Here is a 20,390-nt window from a genome sequence, read left to right as displayed (position 1 = left end):
TGCCTGACAATTTGTCGTGCCTGAATGAAGGCGTTTTACCTCAGGCTCCCACTAATTAACCTTTCATTTACGCAAAGTTCCGCCTATCTTTTGGATCTGGCTTTCACATGAACGGGTGAGAAAATGAAGGGCAACGGGCAGGTTATAGCGGTACTCAACAAGATTCTGGAAATTGAACTGACCACCATTAACCAGTTTTTTCTGCACGCCAGAATGTATAAAAACTGGGGTCTGGAAGGCTTAAACGAAAAGTCATTCAAAAAATCCATCAAAGATATGAAGCAGGCCGATCAGCTGATTGACCGGATACTGTTCCTCGAAGGTTTACCGAACCTGCAGTCGCTGGGCAAGCTGCAAATTGGTGAGCATACCGAAGAAATGCTGACCTGCGATATGAACGCACTGTTAGCGCAGGTGGATGCCTTAAAGGCAGCGATTGAGCTGTGCGAATCCAGCAGTGATTATGTATCACGCGAGTTACTGGAAGAGATTCTGACTTATGAAGAGTCTTACATCGATTGGATTGAATCGCAGCAATACCTGATTCAAAACTCCGGTATTGAAAATTATCTGCAATCTCAAATTCACGACGACTAAAAGGGGAGCGTTATGCAAGGCAATCAGAAGGTTATCGATGCGTTAAACGGCCTGCTGGCACTGGAGCTGACCGCGATGGATCAGTACTTCATTCACAGTGAAATGTATGCCGACTGGGGTTTGCAAAAGCTTTATGAGCGTATCGCCCACGAGTTTGAAGATGAAAAGGGCCATGCCAAAGCCCTGATCGAGCGCATGCTGTTTCTGGAAGGCGTGCCGGATATGGTCACCCGCGACCCGTTGCGTGTGGGTAAGGATGTTCCCGAAATGCTGCAGAACGACCTGCAGGTGGAATACGATGTTCAAAAGGCGCTGCTCGATGCCATCAAGATTTGCGAGCAGGAACAGGATTACCACAGCCGTGAAATTCTGGAAAAACTGCTCGACGATACCGAGGTCGATCATGCCTGGTGGCTGGAGCAACAATTGGGCTTAATCAAAAGAGTCGGCCTGCCAAACTATATCCAGTCACAAATGTAACCTGCCATATCAGCCCTCTCCGAGCCTGCTACGAGCAGGCTTTTTTTATTTCCTCTGAATCACCTCTGCAGGCCTGCGCCAAATCAGCAAAACTGATCAGTGGTATAAGCCTTTCCGTTGCTGTTTTTTCGCCGAGTTGACCCTAATCAACCTTTCATTGACTGACTCGATGAAGCCGTTGATGTGAGAATGAATATCACTTAAGTTCGACCCCAGCTTACAAACGATAGTGATTGGCATTCACGTTAAAGAATGTAAATGCCAGGCACACCTCAGCGGTACAGGAATAAATCAATATGACGAAACAACACGTTTTTGCGGTTCGACCAGGATTTTCTTTTCGCTGGCCTGCGTTCAAACATAAAGATAAACAACCGCGCGTCGCCCGCGACCTTTCTGAAGCAAAGGTCAACCGGGAATACCTCATCGAAGGCGTTGTTTCTGACGACAAACAAATCGTTCAGTTCTTATTTACTCTGGGCTGCTTCCAGGGCGAAACCATTACGCTCATTTCTGTGTTATCCGATAACTACACCATTGCAGTCAAAGATGCCCGATACAGCATTGATATTGATCTGGCGAAAGCTATCAAACTTAGCGCCGCCACTGTCTGAATTTTTAGGAGAGTCCGACATTGAAAATTGCACTCGCAGGTAATCCGAATAGTGGCAAAACAACGCTGTTTAATGCCCTGACCGGAAAGATGGAAAAGGTTGGCAACTGGTCCGGCGTTACCGTCAGCAAAAAAGAAGGCCAGCTGAAAAAATCATTGCTGAATACCGAGGCCGACATCACGGTGGTGGATCTTCCCGGCGCCTATTCGATGTCTCCCTTTTCTTCTGAAGAAACCATCACCCGCGATTTCGTTAATAACGAAAAGCCGGATGTGATCATCAACATTGTCGATGCGACCAGCCTGAACCGCAGCCTGTTCTTCAGCACTCAGCTGCTGAACCTGGGCATTCCGGTTGTGGTAGCGCTGAACAAGATGGACCTGGCCGCCAGGAACGATACCAAGATTCATGTTGCCGACCTCAGTGAAAAGCTGTCTTGCCCGGTTGTAGAAACAACAGCCTCCCAGAGCCAGCGCAACGGCCTGGATGCACTGGTCGCGAAAGCCGTCGAAGTTGCCGGTGGTACTCAGGCAGCACCGTTTGTAGATACTGATGTCGATCTGCGCGATCTTGATTCCGTTCAGGCGTCCGATGCAAAGCGCTACGGCTTTGTTAAAGACGTGGTTGCCGCTATTGAAGTGCGAAAAGTGAAAAGCAATGCCATCAACAAACAGGATGTGGCCGATCAGATTCTGGCGCACAAGTGGCTGGGTCTGCCAATTTTTGCTGCTGTAATGTGGTGCGTATTCTCTATTTCACAGACACACGCCGGCCCGGTACTGGCCGATCTTCTGGTGGGCTGGATAGATGGTTTCTATGGCCTGGTTGAAGGTGCGCTGGGTGAGGGTGTGTCACCGATTCTAAGTGCCCTGTTGCTGGATGGCATCATTGGTGGCGTCGGTGCTGTGGTTGGCTTCCTGCCGCTGATTATGGTGCTGTTCTTCCTGCTGGCGTTGCTGGAAGACAGTGGTTACATGGCACGCGTTGCCGTGGTGATGGATCGCTTCTTCAAGAAGGTGGGCCTTTCCGGCCGGTCGATTATTCCTATGGTGATCGGCACCGGCTGTGCTATTCCGGGTGTTATGGCGACCCGTACCATCAAGAATGAGCGTCAGCGCAGAACCACAGCCATGCTTACTCCATTCATGCCTTGCGGTGCCAAACTGCCGGTGATTGCATTGTTTGCCGGCGTGTTCTTCAACGATGCCGCCTGGGTGGGTACCTCCATGTACTTTATGGGCATTGGTATCATTATTGTGGGTGCACTGTTGATTGTGCGCATCACCGGCGATAAGGGTACACGTGCACCCTTCATCATTGAGTTGCCGCAATACCGTATTCCCAGCATTAAGCGCGCGCTTGTTTCAACGCTGACCCGTGGTAAGGCATTCATCATCAAGGCCGGTACCATTATTTTGCTGTGTAACGCCATCGTGCAGATCATGCAAACCTTTAACTGGCAGTTCCAGGTGGTAGCTGAAGGCGCTGAAGGTACCAGTATTCTGGCGAGCATTGCATCACCGTTTGCATTGATTCTGATTCCACTGGGCTTTGGTGTCTGGCAGCTGGCTGCCGCCGCGATCACTGGCTTTATCGCTAAAGAAAATGTCGTGGGTACGCTGGCTGTTGTGTATGGCATTACCAACTTTATTGATACCGAAGAGCTGGCGTTGGTCACCGGCAGTGCCGATGTTGCCAGTGTTATGGGGTTGTCTTCTGTGGCTGCGCTGGCTTACCTGATGTTCAACCTGTTTACGCCGCCATGCTTTGCTGCCATTGGTGCTATGAACGCGGAAATGGAAAACAAAAAGTGGCTTTGGGGTGGTGTTGGCTTCCAGTTTGGTATGGGCTACTTCGTGGCGTTCATGACCTATCAGCTGGGTACACTGTTTACCACCGGTGCGCTTGGCCAGGGCTTTGTATTCGGTGCCGTCGTGTGTTGTGCGCTGCTCGCGGTACTGGTTTATGCCGTGCGTAAAGGCAACCGGGTTGCCGCCGACCGAATTGAGCTGTTTGCTGTATAGGAGCAAATGATGGGAAACCTGATTGTCTCACTGGTCATACTCGCAATTGTTTCCATTTCCATTGCCCGCATTGTTCATGAAAAACGCAAGGGCGCAAAATGCGTGGGTTGTTCGATGGGCGGATCCGGTTGCAGTTCCGCTAAAAACACTGATTAACTAACGCTTTAAAAAATAATAGGGCTCTTACAGGAGCCCTTTTTTTTGCCCGTTTGAAAAACAAATTCACAAGCCAATCGTCGGCATCAACGGAATAGTTGAAACGGCTGCCACTAAGATGAGTTTTTTCACAACCGTAAGGCGTGGGTTGCAGCAGCTGGCTCAGGTCAGGGCAGGCTGATGGTTACTGTCTTGCCGCCCCAGCCGTATTTCTGGTCACGCCCCTCTACGATAACTTCGGCGACCCCTTGTGGAATCTCAACCTGACGCAACGCCCGGGTGAAGGGTTGCTCGTAGGCGTGGTCGTGCAGTAGCTCACGTACGCCGTAAACCTCGCCATTGGCAGACATGACCCGAAAGGCATCGGCATAGCGGCTGGCAGAATCGTAGGGTGAAGACAGTGTGACGTTAAAGGTGTAGCTGGTGCCGGTTGGAATGATGACAACCTCGATAACATCCGGGTATTGCTGTTCCGCCGCGAACACCGGCGATGCAGTCAGCAGCAGTGTGGCGAGTATCAGTGTGCTGAACCTGAGTAGTTTTCCCATAGCGATAAGCCTCCATAAAAGTGCAGCTGGTTTGTTCGACCGGACGATAGCAGCATAGTTCGTTCGCTTAAGAGCTTTCGTGATTCAGTAGCCAGGCTTTGCGCTCAACACCGCCGGCGTAACCGGTGAGCTTTCCGCTTTTACCAATCACCCGGTGGCAGGGCACGATAATCGAAACCGGGTTTTTGCCATTAGCCAGGCCCACCGCCCGCACCGCTTTGGTGTTGCCGATGGCTTCGGCCAGTTGCTGGTAGCTTCGTGTCTCACCGAAGGGGATTTGCCTCAATGCTTGCCAGACGCTCTGCTGAAATGCCGTACCGCTTGGCGCACAGGGCACGGTAAAGCGGGTCAGTGTGCCGGCAAAGTATTGCTTTAGCTCAGTGACCGCCAGTTGCAGAACGGGGTCCGTACTGTCTTCATTCCCCAGATTCGCAGGTTGGGTCGTTTGGGTTTCAAACCAGGCACCGGTCAGGCTATGGCGGTTGGCCTGCAGGGTGATGATGCCGAGCGGGCTGGGGCAGGTGGTGTATTTCATAGGGCTAAATTCCAGCAATGAAAGGTGGCGTAGCTTCCCCACGGGGAAAAACGGGTGTGTGGCTCAGCGCCTAACGCCGACAACGCCTTCTTAACGATCAGATCGGTTGATAGAAAACAGTCCGGTTCCGATAAACCTCTGAGCCGGGCGTAGTTGACTGTCCATGGGCCGACGCCCTTAAGCTGCAGCCAGTCTTCCGGCTGGTGATCGCCGTGTTCGGCAACATAGCATGCAAATCGGTGCAGCGTTTGTCTTCGGTTATCGGGCATACGCAGAACGGAGAGATCGGCCTGGGCTATCTGTTCGGCGCTTGGGAACTGCCAGTCTTCACGCTGATGGCTGTTCAGGCTCTCTACCAGTCGGTTTAAGTGGGTAATTGCGGCTTTGACCGAGACCTGCTGACCAAGAATGGCGCGGACGCCGGCCTCCCACGGTGACCAGACACCGGGAATGCGCAGCCCCGTGGTGAGCCGGCCGGCCAGGGCGCTGGTGTTCAGTTGCTCTTCAATCTGCTGGGTGTCTGCATCCAGATCGAACATGCGACGAATGTTGGCGACAACGGATTTCAGCTGGCGGATATCACTGAGGGTAAACTCAATCTCCAGCTTGTTGGCTGCTGCCTGTGTGGCGTTAAACCAGCCATCAGAGCCGTTGAGGCGAAAGTTTCGGCCGTAGCTTTGATCGCTGACAGACTCTACCTTGTCAATCGCGCGCAGCCGGTAAAAGGTGAGCATCTGTTGCCAGTTAAAGGGTTCTTTGAGTGTCAGCACCAGCTTATTGGCGGATGCGGATACTGACGGCTGATCACGGACCGCGCTGGGTGTTAGCTTCAGATGTTTGTGAAAGGCATCATTGAAGCGGCGTACAGAATTGAAGCCGGCGGCAAAGGCAATGTTGCTAATGCTCAGGTTGCTGTTGTGCAGCAGTTGCTTAGCAAACAGCAGCTGACTCAGGGTGGCATAGGCTTTTGGTGACAAACCCATCTGTTGACGGAACAGGTTGCGCAGGTGCCGGTCTGTCATGCCCAGCCGTTCGGCCAGATCGGGCAAGCTCTGCTCCTGCAGTGCGCCTTCATCGATCAATTGCACTGCGCGCCGGAAGCTGGTGGTTGTGCCCAACCAGGCGCGGGAGCCGGGCGCACTCTCCGGGCGGCAGCGCAGGCAGGGGCGATAGCCGGCTTGCAGCGCTTGGGTGGCGTTAGCGAAATACTCGACGTTGGTTTCTTTGGGTGCCACTGCCGGGCAGACCGGGCGGCAGAATATGCCGGTGGTCTTTACCGCGGTAAAGAAGCGGCCATCGAAGCGTGGGTCGCGTGCCAGCCGTGCGGCCTGACATTGTTCAGCGGTCAGAGACAGTTCCATGAAGGTCAACTCGGTAAAAGATACAGGGAGTCTAGCGAATTGAGCCGTGAAGTTTAGCCATTTTCGGAACTGAAGGTTTAAGGCGGGAAATTTACCGGGTCTGAAAACAAAAACACCCGCGAAAAAGCGGGTGTCTGTGAAAACTTAGCCTGTGAAGCCTATGGCGTGTTTACAGCTTCGCTTCGATTGGCGCGCCGCGCGGCACCGAGGCCGATCAGGCCGATGGCAAATAAAGCCAGGGTGGCGGGTTCGGGTACTTCCACCAACGTGACGTTATCGATCAGGCCACCAACAGCATTGTCGCGACCAAAGGCGCCAAAGCCCAGGTACATGGTTTCGGCGGTGGCCAGCAGTGTACTGGTTATCTCTTCCCAGTCTATGCCACTATAGAAAACTGAATTTGCAACGGCATCTGCAACGATGCTGTTATTGACCGCATCGCCATCGGCCCACCAGTACACGTTAATGCCATTATCGTTAGTCGTACTTGTACGAGGCATGTACCAATAAGACAGTTCGTAGTAGCTGCCGACTGTTAATCCGGTCACTTCTTGAGCCATAAGGCTGTTAGTGTTGCGACCGGTGCGAAATACATTGGCAGAATCAAGCTCGACATACTGATCGCCAAAGGGCGTGTCCAGCTTGCTCAGCGTGTCGTTGGTCTGAATCTCAATGCCGGCACCGCTGTAGGTTGTCCAGCCATCAATGGACTCGAACACTTCCCAGCTGGAACCGCCGTTATTGTTAATGCTGTCCACATCATTAGCTTCAAACGAGCCATTGGTGATCAGGTTGGCGTGTGCGCCAATAGAAAACAGTGTAACCAGTGCTATTACGCCTGCCTTGACGAGCTTGGTCATGGTGGCTTCCTTCTTGGATAATAATTAATCGATCGTTATTGTGATGCGTATCACAACTTAAGTAAACATTTGATCACGCTTCTGTCAGTGTTCTGCCACTAAAGTGGGAACTTTGCTGAAGCTTTTCAGGCATAACGCTGCGATTTATTCGTTTTTTTCACTAAAATGCACTCTATAAATAGCTTCAGGCTCAGTAAACGGGAGAATAACCATTAAAACTTTGACGCCGGGTGAGAAGGACTTTTGGTTTATTCCTTTAGGTGGCACCGGTGAGATCGGTATGAACCTGAACCTATACGGCCACAACGGCCAGTGGCTGATTGTCGACTGTGGCATGACCTTTAACGAACCGTTGACGCCCGACAGTAAGCAGCTGCACGAGCTGGTGGCCGCCAACCCTCAGTTTATTGCAGATCGCAAAGAACAGCTGGCAGGCATGGTGATCACCCATGGCCATGAAGACCACATCGGTGCCGTTGCACAACTTTGGCCACGACTGCAGTGCCCGGTGTACACCACGGCATTCACAGCAGAGATACTGACCAACAAGCTCAACAGTGAAGGCTTGCTCAGTAAGGTGCCGCTAACGGTCGTGCCTTCGGGCAGCCGGGTGGAGATGGGCTGCTTCTGTGTTGAATGGCTGCCGGTGACGCACTCCATTCCCGATTCACACTCCATTGTTATCCGCACCCCAGCCGCCAATGTGCTGCATACCGCAGACTGGAAGATTGATCCCGACCCGGTGGTGGGTGACCCGTTCAATGCCGATCAGTTTAAAGAACTGGCGCAGGAGAACATCACTGCCATGGTGTGTGATTCCACCAATGCTGTGAAGCCGGGGCACTCAGAATCGGAAGGCGATTGCTACGAAGGCTTGTTGAATCATATTCAGCAGGCAAAGGGCAGAGTTGTTGTCAGCTGCTTTGGCAGTAATATTGCGCGGCTGATTACGCTGGGCCGCATTGCTCAGCAAACCGGGCGCTATATGGCGCTGTTGGGCCGCTCCATGCAGACCATGTATCGAACCGCGCGGCGGGCCGGCTTATGGCCGGAAGATCTGACACTGGCGGATTCCAGCCATCTTTCATACCTGTTGCCGGAAGAGGTTCTGGCGGTGGCAACCGGCAGTCAGGGCGAGCCGCGAACGGCGCTGAACCGCCTGGCCAATGACCGGTTTTACGACTTTGAAATCAGCGCCGGCGATACCGTTATATTCAGCTCCATGGTGATTCCTGGCAATGAACAGCCGGTGCAACGGCTGGTGGAGCAGCTGAAGCGTAAAGAGATCAGGGTGATTGAGTCGGCAGATTCTGAATGGCTGATTCATGCCTCCGGCCACCCCTGCGCCGATGAGCTTGCCAAGCTTTATGAATGGGTGAAGCCGAAGGTTGCGGTACCGGTGCATGGTGAGCGTGAGCACTTACTGGCGAATGCCTCCATTGCCAGAAGGGCGGGCGTGCAGCGGCAACTGACCGGCAAGGATGGCGATATCTTTATTCTCAATGAGCCTGTCGGTGTTCGCCCGCAACAGGTGACCATCGGTCGCATTGCCATTAATCAATCGTAAATATAAGCAGGAACCCGAATGCAGGAAGTGCAAATTCGCCCGGTCACCATGGCTGACCTGGATCGTTGTTTTGAAATTGAAACCCTGGGCTACGGCGGTGATGAGGCCGCCAGTCGTGAGAAAATAGCCAAACGTATAGAAACTTATCCACAGGGCTTTATTGTTCTGGAGCAGGCTGGCGAGGTGGCTGGCTTTATCAATGGCGGCGCGACCGACAGCGTGCAGCTGTCAGATGAAGAATTCAAAGAACTGATCGGCCATGACCCGGCAGGCCGCCACATTGTGATTATGTCGGTAGTGGTAGACCCGGCGTTTCAGCGCCGTGGTTATGCACAGCAGCTGATGCACGAGTACATTCGCCGCATGAAGCACATGCAGAAGGCGTCTATCTATCTGATTTGCCAGACGGGGCTGATTGGCTTCTACCAGAGTTTCGGTTATCAGGATTTGGGCCCGTCCGATTCTGACCACGGCGGCCTCAGCTGGCAGGAGATGCGCCTGGCTCTGTAACCCGGGCCTTAGGGAGTGAGCGCGTCGGTGCCATCCAGGGCTTCCATGATGGTGCAGTGAATCGCGCTCTTACTGCCGCCGCAGCAGGCATCGGAAAGCCGGTGCAGTGCTGCCAGCACCTGCTGCAGTTCGGCAATTTTTGCTTCCACTTCGGTAATTTTCTGATCGGCCAGTGCCTTGGCATCGCCGCACTGGTGGCCGGAAAGGTCGGCCCGGATAGAGAGGAACTCGGCAACATCTTCCAGGCTGAAGCCAATATTGCGCGCCCGTCTGATAAATTGCGCGGTGGCTAAATCGTCCTGGCTGTAAATGCGGTAGTTCCCACTGCTGCGCCCGGAAGCCTTGAGCAAGCCGGACTTTTCGTAATAGCGCAGTGTGTGCACCGAAAGACCGGAAAGCTTGGCCAGTTGCCCGATTTTCATTGCAGGATCCTCAGTCTCGATCAAAGAAGTTAGGAGTATAGTCTAACGTTTAGGGTTGCTACGGCGGGCATAAAAAAGGCCACAACGCTGTGGCCTGTTGCCTGATCGCTGTCTTTAAACGGTGAACTTGGCGGAAATGGCGTTTAGCTGGCCGGCAATCTGGTGCAGCTCTTCAAACTTCTCTTTAGATTGGGTCGCGCTCAGGCCAATGTCTTCAGCCAGGTTGGCAATGCCACTGACTGAGCCGGAAATCTCACCGGCAACAGCCGATTGCTCGGTCGCCGCCGTGGCGACCTGAACGTTCATTTCTGTCAGCTTCTTAATGGATACCGTCGCCGAATCGATCAACTCACGGATGTTGTTCATAGAGTCGACCACTGTCTGTCGCTTGTCTGTCGAGAGCTTCATGTCGCGTGCGGTGCGGCCGGCACTGCTCTGTAGCTTCTCCAGAATTTCGCCAATCTCGATGGTACTCTGTTGTGAGCGTTGCGCCAGTGAGCGCACCTCGTCGGCCACCACGGCAAAGCCGCGGCCTTGTTCACCGGCGCGGGCGGCCTCGATGGCAGCATTGAGCGCCAGCAGGTTGGTTTGTTCAGAAATCCCCTGAATCACACTGAGCACCTCGTTGATGGAATCAACACTGGCGCCCAGCTCCTGAACACTGGCTTCCACGTTCATGAGCAGCTCGCTGAGTTCATCCAGATTTTCGCCGGAATGATGCACTTGGGTAAGTACGTTGGTGATTTCAGATTCGGTATCTTCCGTTGCGCCGCGAGTCACCTCGGCGCTGTTGGCTATTTCGCTGGCCGTGGCAACCATCTCTTCAACCGCGGTGGCCGTTTGAATGGTTTCCTGCTTCTGCTGCTCGGTCGATTCAACCTGATGCTGTTGCCGCTCCATTGAATCGTTGGCCAGCCTGCTCAGCAAATCACTGGAACTGATCAGCGCCCGAATGTCGCCGGCCATAGACGCCAGGAAGGTGTTGAAGTCGTTGGCAATTTCGTTCAGTTCGGTGATAAAGCTGGGCGCAATGGTCTTGGTCAGGTCACCCTCACCACTGGCCAATGCCTGAACCGACTGTTTAAAGTTATTCAGGCTGCTGCTGATCATGCGGATGAACAGTATCAGTGCCACAACGATAACGGCTGCAATAAGCAACGTAACAATGGAGGAAATTGTTCCTGCGTGCTTCTTGGCTTCCACGGCTTTGCTATTGATTTCAGCGAGGCTCTCTTCCAGCCCGTCAATGTAAAAACCGGTACCGAGCATTAAATCCCACTGAGGAACATAAATGGCGTAGCCGTATTTCGGCTCGGAGACATTCGACCCGGGTTTTGGGAACCAGTATGTAACGTAGCCGCCGCCGGCCTTGCCTTCTCTCATCAGGTCCTGGACCAGGAAGTTGCCCTTGGTGTCTTTCAGGTTCCAATAGTTGGTGCCAATACCGGTGTCAGAGGTGCCCAGCAGTAACCGGTTCCCTTTGCCATCGTAACCGAAGAGGTAACCGCTGCCGCCATCAAAGGCAAAGCCCTTAAGCATATTCAGAGCATCTTCCATACCTTCTTTACCGGGTTTTGCGGTATAAGGCTCTAACAACGATTCAACGCTTTCCATAATGGATTTTAAGCGAACCTTGTTGGCTTCGAGCAGGTTTTTCTCGGTCAGGCTGGAGACGCTGTCATCAAATTTATTCAGTGCATAGCTTTGAATAAACAGGCTGGTGATAGAAATAATGACAAATGGAATTAATGCCAGAGCAAACATTTGTACTTTTAAAGATTTGAACATGTTGGACATCCTCTGTGCATTGGTATTTTTATTGTTATCGACAATTCAACAGCAAGCTTTAGGCGGGCCGTGCAATCGGTTTGCACAGCAAACGAAAACAAAGCACTGCTGTTTTCGGGGAGTTTAGTTGTTAAATGCTAAATCTGCCGGTGCAACCGACCGTTTTATCGTGGATTGCAGCAGCTAATCGAATTTGAACTATGTACGAATTAACTTTACCAATCGTTTTAGTGGGTTTTCACTGCTATATTTTTTTTATCACTCTAAGATTAAGAAGCAGAGACAAGCGTGTTGATACGATTCATTTCTTTAGTTGTGCTATGGATATTCTTTTCTTCTGCCTGGGCAGAACCCTTTGTTGTTGCCCGTGTTGGAAACAATACCAAAAAGGTCGTCGACTCACTCAAGCCGGTTGCTGAAACGGTGATCGAGCAGGCCGGGCTTAGTCAGTTCGATCGGGTTGAGGTTAAGGTGATGCCAAACCTTGATGCTCTGCTGGCAGAGGTCAAGGCCGGCAAGGTGCATTGGGTGTCAGAATCCGCCTATGCCGCAGCCTTGATTCACTCGGAAAGCGATATGAAGGCCTATCTGCGCCGCCATAAAAAGGGCGTGGCCAGTTATGGATCGGTACTGCTCAGTAATGACCAGATAAACGACTGGGCGGACTTGCTGGGTAAAAGTATCACCGCGGAAGATAATGGCAGCTTTAGTGGTTACTTTCTGGTTTACCGTCAATTGCGTGAGCAGGGCTTGCCGATTAACTTTCTCAGTGGCCTGAGAGATACCAAATCGGCAGATCACGTTAATATTGTTTTCAGTAGCGATGAGGAGAACAGCTGGGCCTGGCTTTCCCGCGGTTTGACCGACAGCGCTATCTTCAGCAGTACCGATGTGGAAGACGAGGGCTATTTACAGCAGCCGCAGGCCGCTCACCTGAAACGCTTTTGGCAATCACCGGATTACCCGCGTGCCGTTGAATTGTTCTCTCAACAGCTGGGTGAGGAAAACATCGGGAAGATCATTTCCGCCTTGTACGCATTGGCCGCAGAGGGTGAGCACCCGGTGTTAAAAGCGTATGAAAAATCTTACCAGTTTGATGAACTGAATGCGGACGACTACCAGAACCTGAAATCCATCTACGATTTTGTGTTGACTGATCGGGCTGAATGAAACTAAGTACACGTATAAAGCAATTTTACCTGCTGGTCATGATCGTATCGGTATTTGCGATTATGGGCCTGTCTGTTTTTGCCTTTTTTCAGGTCAGTAAAAATCAGCAGGTATTAATTGTTGAATCCGTGGATGCCGCGCTCGATGCAGAGGTGCGACAGAAGGTTTCTATTTTGATGGATTCAATGGCATCAAGCCTGTTCAATCCTATTTACAATTACGATTTCAACGAAATGGAAATAATTCTGAAATCGGTTGCCCGTAACCGCGAAGTTTCTAACGTTTTTATTTTCGATAACGACTCAAGGCTGTTGGTGAATCTTAACCAAACCGTTGAAGATGAGGTTGCACTGCTGCAGCTGATAAAGACCACGCCGTTACAAATGATCAGCTCGTTGCCGTTTGGAGACGATCTGCTGTTTGTCCACCCGGTGGCCAGCCAGTCTGTGCAGCTGGGTTATGTTGTGGCGATTGTCAGCCTGGATTCAAAGCAGGTTGTTGAAAGTAAAATTGCCTCTCAGTTTGAAGACATGAGCAATGATTTTATTACGCAGCTGAGTATTATTTTGCTGCTCGCTGCGGCTCTGGTGGTTGCCACCAGCTTCTATTACAACTATGCCATTACCCGTTACCTGTTGAAGCCGCTGCAGTACCTTGCCACCCGAGCGCATCAGGTCGGGTTGCAGAACTATGATGAAAAAATAAAGCTGCTGGCCGACGAAGAACTTGTCGATCTGGCGCAATCGCTCGATACCATGAGAGCCATGTTGCGAACATCAAACTCCCGACAGCGCCGGCTGGCTTACTTCGATAAAGTTACAGAGCTGCCCAACCGCCACAAGTTTCACAATGATGTTGAACGGTTGATTGAAGAGGGTGAACCCTTTTGTATTCTGTTTTGTGATCTTGATGATTTTAAAGCGGTTAACGATACCAAGGGGCATTCCATTGGTGATGAGTTGTTGAGTGCTTTTGGTAACCGTGCGATTGGGCGGTTGTCGTTAACCGGTGCGAATGATTTCAGGCTCTACCGTGTTGGTGGTGATGAGTTTGTACTGACACTGCGTAATGTCATTACACAGGAAGACGTCATAAAGGTTGCCAATACCTTAGTGGAAGCCACGGCTCAGCCGTTCCGTGTGCAGCAGGCGCTTTGTGAAATTGGTGTCAGTGTGGGCGGTGCCTGTTTTCCTGAGCATGGCAGTAATCTGGAAACGCTGCTGATTCACGCCGACCTTGCCATGTATGCCGCCAAGCATAAAGGGAAAAATCAGGTGCAGATGTACGGCGAAGAATAAAATTGAAGCTGCACTAAATTAAAAACATTTCCCGCATCGCTTGCGATTGAAATTCAAACCTAAAACTGTTTTTTCCCAAACCATTTTTATCGATCAGGCTTTCTACCAGGTGGCGATGGAAACGGCTGCTGTCGTTGTCGGCAATAAAGTCTGCCGGCCTCATCCACACAGCAGTTTCAATTTCCATTGTGTCCTGAATATTTATTTCAAAGCTGCTCGGGTTGAGCGCACAAATGATATAGAGATTGGTTTTGTTGAACTGATGCGGGTGCTTAGAAACCATGCCGACCAGGCTATCAAAAGCAGCATGGATGCCGGTTTCCTCAAACACTTCGCGTTGGGCGGCCTGTTCTATTCCTTCGCCGGCATCGACATAACCACCGGGTAGTTTAAAACCTTTGCCGTTCATCATTCGGTCGCGAATCAGCAGAACATCACCATTTTCACGTTGCACAAAACCACCAACGCCGACGGTATGGGTGGGTGCAAAAGGTGCCAGTGCGCCATCGGTGAGGCGATGGATTAACGTGATTTTATCTTCCTGACAGATGTGAAAAACGAAACCGGCGCTGGTCAGTAACGGAATGGCGTAAGCGTTTTCAATACTGATGGTCAGCCAGATTAAATCTTTATTTAATTCGCGCATGGCCATGAGCAAATTGTTAATCGACTGATCACAAATGGTCTTGCCGGTATGTGAAACTTCAGCACCGTTGAACGGGTTAAAAGTTATTTCAAAAACATCCATCTATTCGTTACCAAATTTATAGGTCAGCACAGTGACATAGTTGAAGCTTAACCGTTTCATATCGTCTACTTCGTCAACCAGTTTATTGCTGTTTAACCGCAATTCAAATGACTGGAAAATCGAGAGCTTGGCAGTGAAATCGTAAAAACCAAACACACCGATCGCCGGGTGCAGGTAGTTATCTTCGCTCAGAGCATAATCAAGGTCTAGATTATGCTGCTCCAGTTCGGCGTTATTCAGGGTGAGTGATGCATTGGCAAACACGGAAGGGCGACCTTCACTGAAATAAACCGGTGCGGATAATCGAACGGTTTGGCCAAACTGATCGTCGCGCTCGCCAAAACCCTGCTGCAATATGTAATCGAGCGGCCCGCCGGTCAGATTCAACTGGCCGATAAAGCCGTCATCGTATTGGGTGCCGGCACGAACGCCGTAGCGTTTAAAACCTTCACCGCCGGAAACATCAATGTACGAGAAAGGATAACCAATCTTGACGGTGGTGGTGGGTTTGTTTTCAACCTCTTTGCTGTGCCAGCTGATGCCGGTAAGCCCGGCGGACCATTGTTGCCAGTCGTATTGAACGTTGGGTATAAACAGAAAATCTTTATCATCTGCGTGAATGATCGGAGGGAACAACAGCTGGCTTTCGGCATCGCTTTCGTAGTTATCGGCACTGGCTGAAATTAGCCCGACAGACCAGCCAGTTTCGGCAACGCTGAGCACCGGCAATAGGGCTGCCAGCAATGAAAGTATGACGCGCATAGTGTTGATCCCTGAAATCGTCTGCTGCACAGTTTCTACTAAGCGTAGAGTGTTCTGTTGAAGATAAGATGACTTACCGTTGCTTGCCACCCTTCATTGGGTTGGTTATGGGCAGCAGCCCATGCAGCGAGCAGTTCTCTTCGGGTTTGATCATACACTGTACTGAAAAGTTCCCGGGCCTCCGGCGCTCGGTTGCCTTCACCCATGAACAGGCCGTATAGCCGGGTGGCGGCCGTTGTTAACCATTGGTTTTCAATTTGCGAGAGTAGGGTATCCTCATCGGCGGCATCAAACGTGGGCTTCGGCTGGTCTTCCAGCCAGCATTGCAGTGTGTAGTGCAGCAGCGAGCTTTTATCCGGAAAGTGGTTGTATACCGTAGGCTTGGACACGCCCGAAGCCTTCACCACCATATCGACTGAGGTGCCTTTAATGCCGTTTTCCAGGAACAGGGGCAGGGCAGATTCGGCGATTTGCAGTTTTTTTGAATTTTGCGCCATTTCGGTCTTGAATCTCATGAATATCTGGCGCAAACTTTACTAAACCGTTTAGTTAAAGTCACGGGAAAGTTAAGGTCGGTGGTTAGGCTGGCAATCGGTGCGGCTTTCAATGGTCGCTCAAGTACATCCATGTAGCGCTCAACCTCGCACATCCATGTGCTCGGATGCCCATTGAAAGCCGCACCGATTACCAGCCTTAGTGAAGCATGTTTGGCACGTTATACATTTAGTTGGAAGCTTGCTAATGGCACTGAATAGAGGTTTGCTGCCGGATCATCTTTTTACAGGCATTTGAGCACATGGATGTGCGAGGTTGAGCGATACAAGGATGTACTTGAGCGTCCTGTAAAAAGATGATCCGGCAGCAAACCGTAACGAAAGCACAAAGCTCTGTCGAAGAGGAAAATAGAGAATGATACGTAGCGAAGAAGGCTATTTTGGTGAATTTGGCGGCCGATACGTGCCGGAAATTCTGCTCCCTGCACTGCAGGAGCTGGAAACAATGTTTTCAGATCTGCGCGACGACCCAAGCTTCTGGCAGGAATACGTCGGCCTGTGCCAGGAATTCAGTGGCCGCCCAACGCCACTCACACCGCTGCGTCGTCTTTCCAAAGAGCTCGGCGGCGCTCAAATCTGGCTGAAGCGTGAAGACCTGAACCACTCCGGCGCACACAAGGTCAACAACGTACTTGGCCAGGGCTTGCTGGTACAACGCATGGGTAAAAAGCGCGTGATTGCCGAAACCGGTGCCGGTCAGCACGGCCTGGCTACCGCCATCATGTCTGCCCGTTTAGGGTTACAGGCCACCATCTACATGGGTGCCGACGACATTGAACGTCAGTATTCCAACGTCTTCTGGATGCGTCAGCTGGGCGCAGAAGTGGTCGGCGTAGAAACCGGTGCCCGTACCCTGAAGGAAGCGCTCGATGAAGCCCTGCGCGACTGGGCCGCCACCGTTGAAACCACACACTATGTGCTGGGCACCGCCTGTGGCCCTGCACCGTTCCCGGAGCTGGTCACTTACTTCCAGAGCGTGATCTCACAGGAAATGAAACAGCAGGCGCTGGATCAAATCGGCCGACTGCCGGATGCCGTCTGTGCCTGCGTGGGCGGTGGCTCTAACGCCATGGGCGCATTCAGTAACTTTTTAGACGATACAAGCGTACAGCTGATCGGCGTAGAAGCCGGCGGTCGTTCTTTCCTGCCGGGCGAACACTCCATCCGTATGTTGCCGAATACCGGCGAAGACGGCATTGCCCAAGGCTACAAAACCCTGTTCCTGCAGGACGAAGACGGCCAGTTGGGCGATACCCATTCCATCGCCGCCGGTCTCGATTACGTTGGCGTGTCACCGATCCTATCGCACCTGTCGCGTACCGGCCGTGTCACAGCCGACAGCGCCACCGATACCGAAGTGATTGAAGCCTTTAAACTGCTGATGAAAACCGAAGGCATTATTCCCGCACTGGAATCTTCTCACGCACTGGCTGGCGGCTTTAAACGTGCCAAGGAAATGAGTCCCGATCAACACATCGTCATCAATCTATCCGGCCGCGGCGATAAAGACATTTTCAACATCGCTCATGCCTTCCCGCAACCGGAATGGACACAGTTTCTGCAACGCGAAGCCAAGCGTGCACAAGAACTGGAAGAAGCAACTAAGGGAGAGAAATAATGATTCCAGCACAGCATCAAAAATTGCAGGTGATGTCACACGCTGTTGTTGGCTTCCCAACGTTAGATGAAAACGAAAAAGCCATTGCTGGCTTGGTTGAAGCCGGCGTCACCATGATTGAATTGCAGGTACCGTTCAGCGATCCGGTGGCCGATGGCCACACCCTGGTGAACGCCTGTTACGATGCCTTAAAAACCGGCGGCTCCGTAAAAGCGACGTTAGAACTGGCTGCGAAGGTTTCTAAAAAACACCCGCAGGCAACGTTCATCTTAATGAGCTATTTAAACCCGCTTTACCGCTACGGCCTGGAAAAACTGTTTGAAGATGCCGCCGCTGCGGGCATTAAAGCCATGATTATTCCGGATATGCCTGTTGAGCAAATTGAACCCTGGTTACCTAAGTTAGATGCACTTGGCATTGCACCTATTTTAATGGTGACGCCAAACACCAGTGAAGAGCGTGTTGCAAAAATTTGCGCATCTGCTCGCGGTTTTATTTACGTGGTTTCACGCATGGGCGTGACCGGTAAGCAAACGCAATGGGGCGAAGAGTTTGAAGCTTACGTTGCCCGCATTCGTGCGCATACCGATTTGCCACTTGCCATCGGCTTTGGTGTTCGCGCCGCAGAAGATTTAAAAGCGCTGACCGGCACCGCAGAAATTGCTGCGTTCTGTTCTAAATATATTGAATGGCAACGGGAAGAAGGCAGTGAGAAGGCGGCGGCGAAGATGAAGCAGCTGTTGGTGGATTCGGAGTTGGCTTAAATTTCGGGTCGGGATCGAGTCTGTTGATTCAATAAGGTGCATATATAGAAACTAAGGTCGCCATGGCGGCCTTTTTTTATTTTTCTCTACATATTATCTGCACAGCCTGCACATTATCCATTCAATATATTGACCTGATGCTGACAAGGTGGGAGACTTCCCGATTCCAACTTGTAATAAGGAAATAATTGGAATGGAAAAGAAAATTCTATCTGTCGCATTGGCAATTGCAGCGGTTACATTATCCTCCTGTGGGTCAGAAAGTGGTGGCGGTGAATCTGCCGATATCACTAGCCTTAAGGACCTTGCAGGGGTTTATGATGACTCTGATAGTTATGAAGATGGTACAGTTGATGAGTATTTTATTTTAGTTAGGGAAAATGGCTCTGTTGCCAGCTTCGATTACGCCGGTGATAGTTATGATGACTACGATGATTGTTACTGGATTTTTGATGATGAAGATACTCTAACGCATGTCTCTGGTAGCACATTTTATAGTGAATATAACGACGAGAATGTAACGGTCACATCAGAGGGCAGTAAGTATACGTTCTCGACGGGTAGTGAGAGTTTTTCAATGGTCAAGACGAATATGATCGAAGCTGACTTAACTCCTGAATGCGATTACTAATAAGCATTAAACAGGTATTAAGTCGAGTTAATTGCTGTAGCATACTTGAAGTCGTTTGCTGACGTATGCCTACATTTAAGGTCGCAGTTGCGGCCTTTCTTATTGCAATAAATAAGTCATGTATATGACAACTGAAGCCGGTAGATAAAGTTGTCAAAATTACGGGAACAGGCTCGCTAAAGCCAGGGATTATCCCCACTGAACGTCGTTACATAAAGCTTCTCAACCTTATCCCGCGCCCAGCCTGTTTTGCGTAAAAACTTCAGTGACGACTTCACCGATGGGTCGCTCTTAAAGCAGCGAATATCAATGCGGGCGGCCAGACCATCCCAGCCATAATGCTCGACTAGCTGCTTCAGTATGTTTTCCAGTGTTAAACCGTGTAACGGATTGTTCGGTTGTTCGGTACTCATTGATATTAACTCAGTTTGATTTCTTCTTTCGGATATCGCGTACCATATAGGAATTTCCCGGTCCGCGCTTCAACTCAAACAGGTCAATCGCATTGATCAGGCTGCTTAAATTCTTGTAACCGTAGTTGCGGGTATCGAACGAAACCTTATTGGAAATGTGAGAACCCACCGGGCCCAACAGTGCCCAACCGTTTTCATCTTCCGTGGCCTGAATGGCGCGCCGGATCAGATTAATCAGCTTGGTATTGGATTTGATATTCTTGTTCTGCTTTTTAACCGAACTGCTGAGCGTCTCTTCACCATTTTGGTTTTCATCATCCAAAAACAAAAACTTAGAACAGGCGTTTACGAAGGGGGCGGGTGTTTTACGTTCACCAAAGCCGAGTACCACTTTGCCTTCGGCCAGTGCGCGGGTCACCATCGGTGTAAAATCGCAATCGGATGAAACAAAACACATCACGTCGATATCTTTAGTGTACAGCACATCCATTGCATCGATGACCAATGCAATATCTGAAGCGTTCTTGCCCTTGACTAAATCGTACTGCTGAACAGGCTGTATCGCGTATTCGTGCAGATGCTCTTCCCAGGGTTTTATAGACTCTTTCTTCCAGTTGCCGTAAGCCTTTCTGATACTGACAACGCCATATTTGGCCACTTCATTCAAAACGTCTTCAAACTTTTTGGCGGGTGCATTATCTGCATCGATGAACAGGGCGATTTTTTGTTTGTACGGTTGTTCCATGTATTTATGCCTGTTTGCATTCAGTGGAATGGTTAGCTTCCGTTTAAATCTTAAGGTTGTCAATGAGCACCAGCGTTGCTGTACGGCGTAGGCAAAACAAGGCCGTACGATTCAACACCCTTTTACGATGGCCGAATTCATAAACTAAGTGCGACACACATTCAAAAAATGGAGGTGACCTGCAATACTCCGTCTTTTTCGCTCCCGGCAAGAAGTGAATTAGAC

The 20,390-nt window shown here is 50.9% G+C and carries 23 protein-coding genes; 12 read left to right on the top strand and 11 right to left on the bottom strand.

All coding sequences use genetic code 11. The features are described 5' to 3' along the window. The first annotated feature begins 123 nt into the window (after positions 1-123). From bfr (BCF53_RS00115) to BCF53_RS00095, 5 genes are all read left to right on the top strand, one after another. Positions 124-597, top strand: a complete 474-nt coding sequence (gene bfr / locus BCF53_RS00115; RefSeq protein ID WP_132698628.1) for a bacterioferritin — start codon at positions 124-126, stop codon at positions 595-597. A 12-nt stretch (positions 598-609) separates the two neighbouring features. Continuing rightward, positions 610-1,077, top strand: a complete 468-nt coding sequence (bfr, locus tag BCF53_RS00110; RefSeq protein WP_132698627.1) for a bacterioferritin — start codon at positions 610-612, stop codon at positions 1,075-1,077. A gap of 296 nt (positions 1,078-1,373) precedes the next feature. After that, the gene (locus tag BCF53_RS00105; protein ID WP_132698625.1) at positions 1,374-1,691 is read left to right on the top strand and encodes a FeoA family protein; all 318 of its coding nucleotides are present in this window, start codon (positions 1,374-1,376) and stop codon (positions 1,689-1,691) included. A gap of 20 nt (positions 1,692-1,711) precedes the next feature. Next, positions 1,712-3,715 (top strand): ferrous iron transport protein B, encoded by a 2,004-nt coding sequence (feoB, locus tag BCF53_RS00100; protein WP_132698623.1) that lies wholly within the window; start codon positions 1,712-1,714, stop codon positions 3,713-3,715. 9 nt (positions 3,716-3,724) lie between these two features. Further along, positions 3,725-3,871 (top strand): FeoB-associated Cys-rich membrane protein, encoded by a 147-nt coding sequence (locus BCF53_RS00095; RefSeq protein WP_165901761.1) that lies wholly within the window; start codon positions 3,725-3,727, stop codon positions 3,869-3,871. A gap of 167 nt (positions 3,872-4,038) precedes the next feature. Here the strand turns inward: BCF53_RS00095 and BCF53_RS00090 are convergent, their stop codons facing one another. From BCF53_RS00090 to BCF53_RS00075, 4 genes are all read right to left on the bottom strand, one after another. Next, on the bottom strand, positions 4,039-4,419 hold the full coding sequence (locus BCF53_RS00090) for a hypothetical protein (protein WP_132698619.1): 381 nt from the start codon (positions 4,417-4,419) through the stop codon (positions 4,039-4,041). A 67-nt stretch (positions 4,420-4,486) separates the two neighbouring features. Beyond that, positions 4,487-4,954, bottom strand: a complete 468-nt coding sequence (locus BCF53_RS00085; protein WP_132698617.1) for a methylated-DNA--[protein]-cysteine S-methyltransferase — start codon at positions 4,952-4,954, stop codon at positions 4,487-4,489. After that, a complete protein-coding gene (locus BCF53_RS00080; protein ID WP_132698615.1) occupies positions 4,951-6,315 on the bottom strand; it encodes an AlkA N-terminal domain-containing protein in 1,365 nt (454 codons plus the stop codon). Before BCF53_RS00080 ends, BCF53_RS00085 begins: the two co-directional genes overlap by 4 nt. A 158-nt stretch (positions 6,316-6,473) precedes the next feature. Beyond that, positions 6,474-7,175: a PEP-CTERM sorting domain-containing protein gene (locus BCF53_RS00075; RefSeq protein WP_132698613.1), complete on the bottom strand. Its 702-nt coding sequence runs from the start codon at positions 7,173-7,175 to the stop codon at positions 6,474-6,476. 280 nt (positions 7,176-7,455) lie between these two features. On the opposite strand from BCF53_RS00075, the gene BCF53_RS00070 reads away from it, so the two are divergent. Beyond that, positions 7,456-8,742, top strand: a complete 1,287-nt coding sequence (locus BCF53_RS00070) for a ribonuclease J (RefSeq protein ID WP_132698611.1) — start codon at positions 7,456-7,458, stop codon at positions 8,740-8,742. A gap of 18 nt (positions 8,743-8,760) precedes the next feature. Next, positions 8,761-9,252, top strand: coding sequence for a GNAT family N-acetyltransferase (locus tag BCF53_RS00065; protein ID WP_132698609.1), 492 nt, complete (start codon positions 8,761-8,763; stop codon positions 9,250-9,252). Positions 9,253-9,260: 8 nt separating this feature from the next. Here BCF53_RS00065 and zntR read toward each other — a convergent pair whose 3' ends face one another. Both zntR and BCF53_RS00055 read right to left on the bottom strand, forming a co-directional pair. Further along, positions 9,261-9,674: a Zn(2+)-responsive transcriptional regulator gene (gene zntR / locus BCF53_RS00060; RefSeq protein ID WP_132698607.1), complete on the bottom strand. Its 414-nt coding sequence runs from the start codon at positions 9,672-9,674 to the stop codon at positions 9,261-9,263. A 114-nt stretch (positions 9,675-9,788) separates the two neighbouring features. After that, positions 9,789-11,462 (bottom strand): methyl-accepting chemotaxis protein, encoded by a 1,674-nt coding sequence (locus BCF53_RS00055; protein WP_165901760.1) that lies wholly within the window; start codon positions 11,460-11,462, stop codon positions 9,789-9,791. 288 nt (positions 11,463-11,750) lie between these two features. Between BCF53_RS00055 and BCF53_RS00050 the strand changes: the two genes are divergently transcribed. Together BCF53_RS00050 and BCF53_RS00045 are read left to right on the top strand one after the other, a co-directional pair. Beyond that, positions 11,751-12,632: a phosphate/phosphite/phosphonate ABC transporter substrate-binding protein gene (locus BCF53_RS00050; protein ID WP_132698603.1), complete on the top strand. Its 882-nt coding sequence runs from the start codon at positions 11,751-11,753 to the stop codon at positions 12,630-12,632. Then, positions 12,629-13,930: a sensor domain-containing diguanylate cyclase gene (locus BCF53_RS00045; RefSeq protein WP_132698601.1), complete on the top strand. Its 1,302-nt coding sequence runs from the start codon at positions 12,629-12,631 to the stop codon at positions 13,928-13,930. Before BCF53_RS00050 ends, BCF53_RS00045 begins: the two co-directional genes overlap by 4 nt. 13 nt (positions 13,931-13,943) lie before the next feature. Here BCF53_RS00045 and BCF53_RS00040 read toward each other — a convergent pair whose 3' ends face one another. From BCF53_RS00040 to BCF53_RS00030, 3 genes are read right to left on the bottom strand one after another with little or no spacing between them, the layout of a single operon-like run. After that, positions 13,944-14,678 (bottom strand): NUDIX hydrolase, encoded by a 735-nt coding sequence (locus BCF53_RS00040; protein ID WP_132698599.1) that lies wholly within the window; start codon positions 14,676-14,678, stop codon positions 13,944-13,946. Then, positions 14,679-15,440: a hypothetical protein gene (locus tag BCF53_RS00035; RefSeq protein WP_132698597.1), complete on the bottom strand. Its 762-nt coding sequence runs from the start codon at positions 15,438-15,440 to the stop codon at positions 14,679-14,681. 38 nt (positions 15,441-15,478) lie between these two features. Then, positions 15,479-15,955 carry a TetR/AcrR family transcriptional regulator gene (locus BCF53_RS00030; protein WP_243645739.1) on the bottom strand — a complete coding sequence of 159 codons (477 nt, stop codon included), beginning with the start codon at positions 15,953-15,955 and terminating at the stop codon, positions 15,479-15,481. 394 nt (positions 15,956-16,349) lie between these two features. Here BCF53_RS00030 and trpB point away from each other — a divergent pair, with 394 nt between their 5' ends. From trpB to BCF53_RS00015, 3 genes are all read left to right on the top strand, one after another. Further along, the gene (gene trpB / locus BCF53_RS00025; protein WP_132698595.1) at positions 16,350-17,612 is read left to right on the top strand and encodes a tryptophan synthase subunit beta; all 1,263 of its coding nucleotides are present in this window, start codon (positions 16,350-16,352) and stop codon (positions 17,610-17,612) included. Next, the gene (gene trpA, locus BCF53_RS00020; RefSeq protein WP_132698593.1) at positions 17,612-18,376 is read left to right on the top strand and encodes a tryptophan synthase subunit alpha; all 765 of its coding nucleotides are present in this window, start codon (positions 17,612-17,614) and stop codon (positions 18,374-18,376) included. Before trpB ends, trpA begins: the two co-directional genes overlap by 1 nt. A 193-nt stretch (positions 18,377-18,569) precedes the next feature. Continuing rightward, on the top strand, positions 18,570-19,007 hold the full coding sequence (locus BCF53_RS00015) for a hypothetical protein (RefSeq protein ID WP_132698591.1): 438 nt from the start codon (positions 18,570-18,572) through the stop codon (positions 19,005-19,007). 176 nt (positions 19,008-19,183) lie between these two features. On the opposite strand, the gene BCF53_RS00010 is transcribed toward BCF53_RS00015, so the two are convergent. Further along, on the bottom strand, positions 19,184-19,420 hold the full coding sequence (locus BCF53_RS00010) for a VF530 family protein (protein WP_132698589.1): 237 nt from the start codon (positions 19,418-19,420) through the stop codon (positions 19,184-19,186). A 10-nt stretch (positions 19,421-19,430) separates the two neighbouring features. After that, positions 19,431-20,165, bottom strand: coding sequence for an NYN domain-containing protein (locus tag BCF53_RS00005; protein ID WP_132698587.1), 735 nt, complete (start codon positions 20,163-20,165; stop codon positions 19,431-19,433). Positions 20,166-20,390 lie beyond the last annotated feature (225 nt).

The organism is Reinekea marinisedimentorum (assembly GCF_004341165.1).
In the GTDB taxonomy this organism is placed as follows: Bacteria; Pseudomonadota; Gammaproteobacteria; order Pseudomonadales; family Natronospirillaceae; genus Reinekea; species Reinekea marinisedimentorum.
Note: the sequence above shows the minus strand (reverse complement) of the source record. Positions and strands in the feature narration are given on the sequence as shown.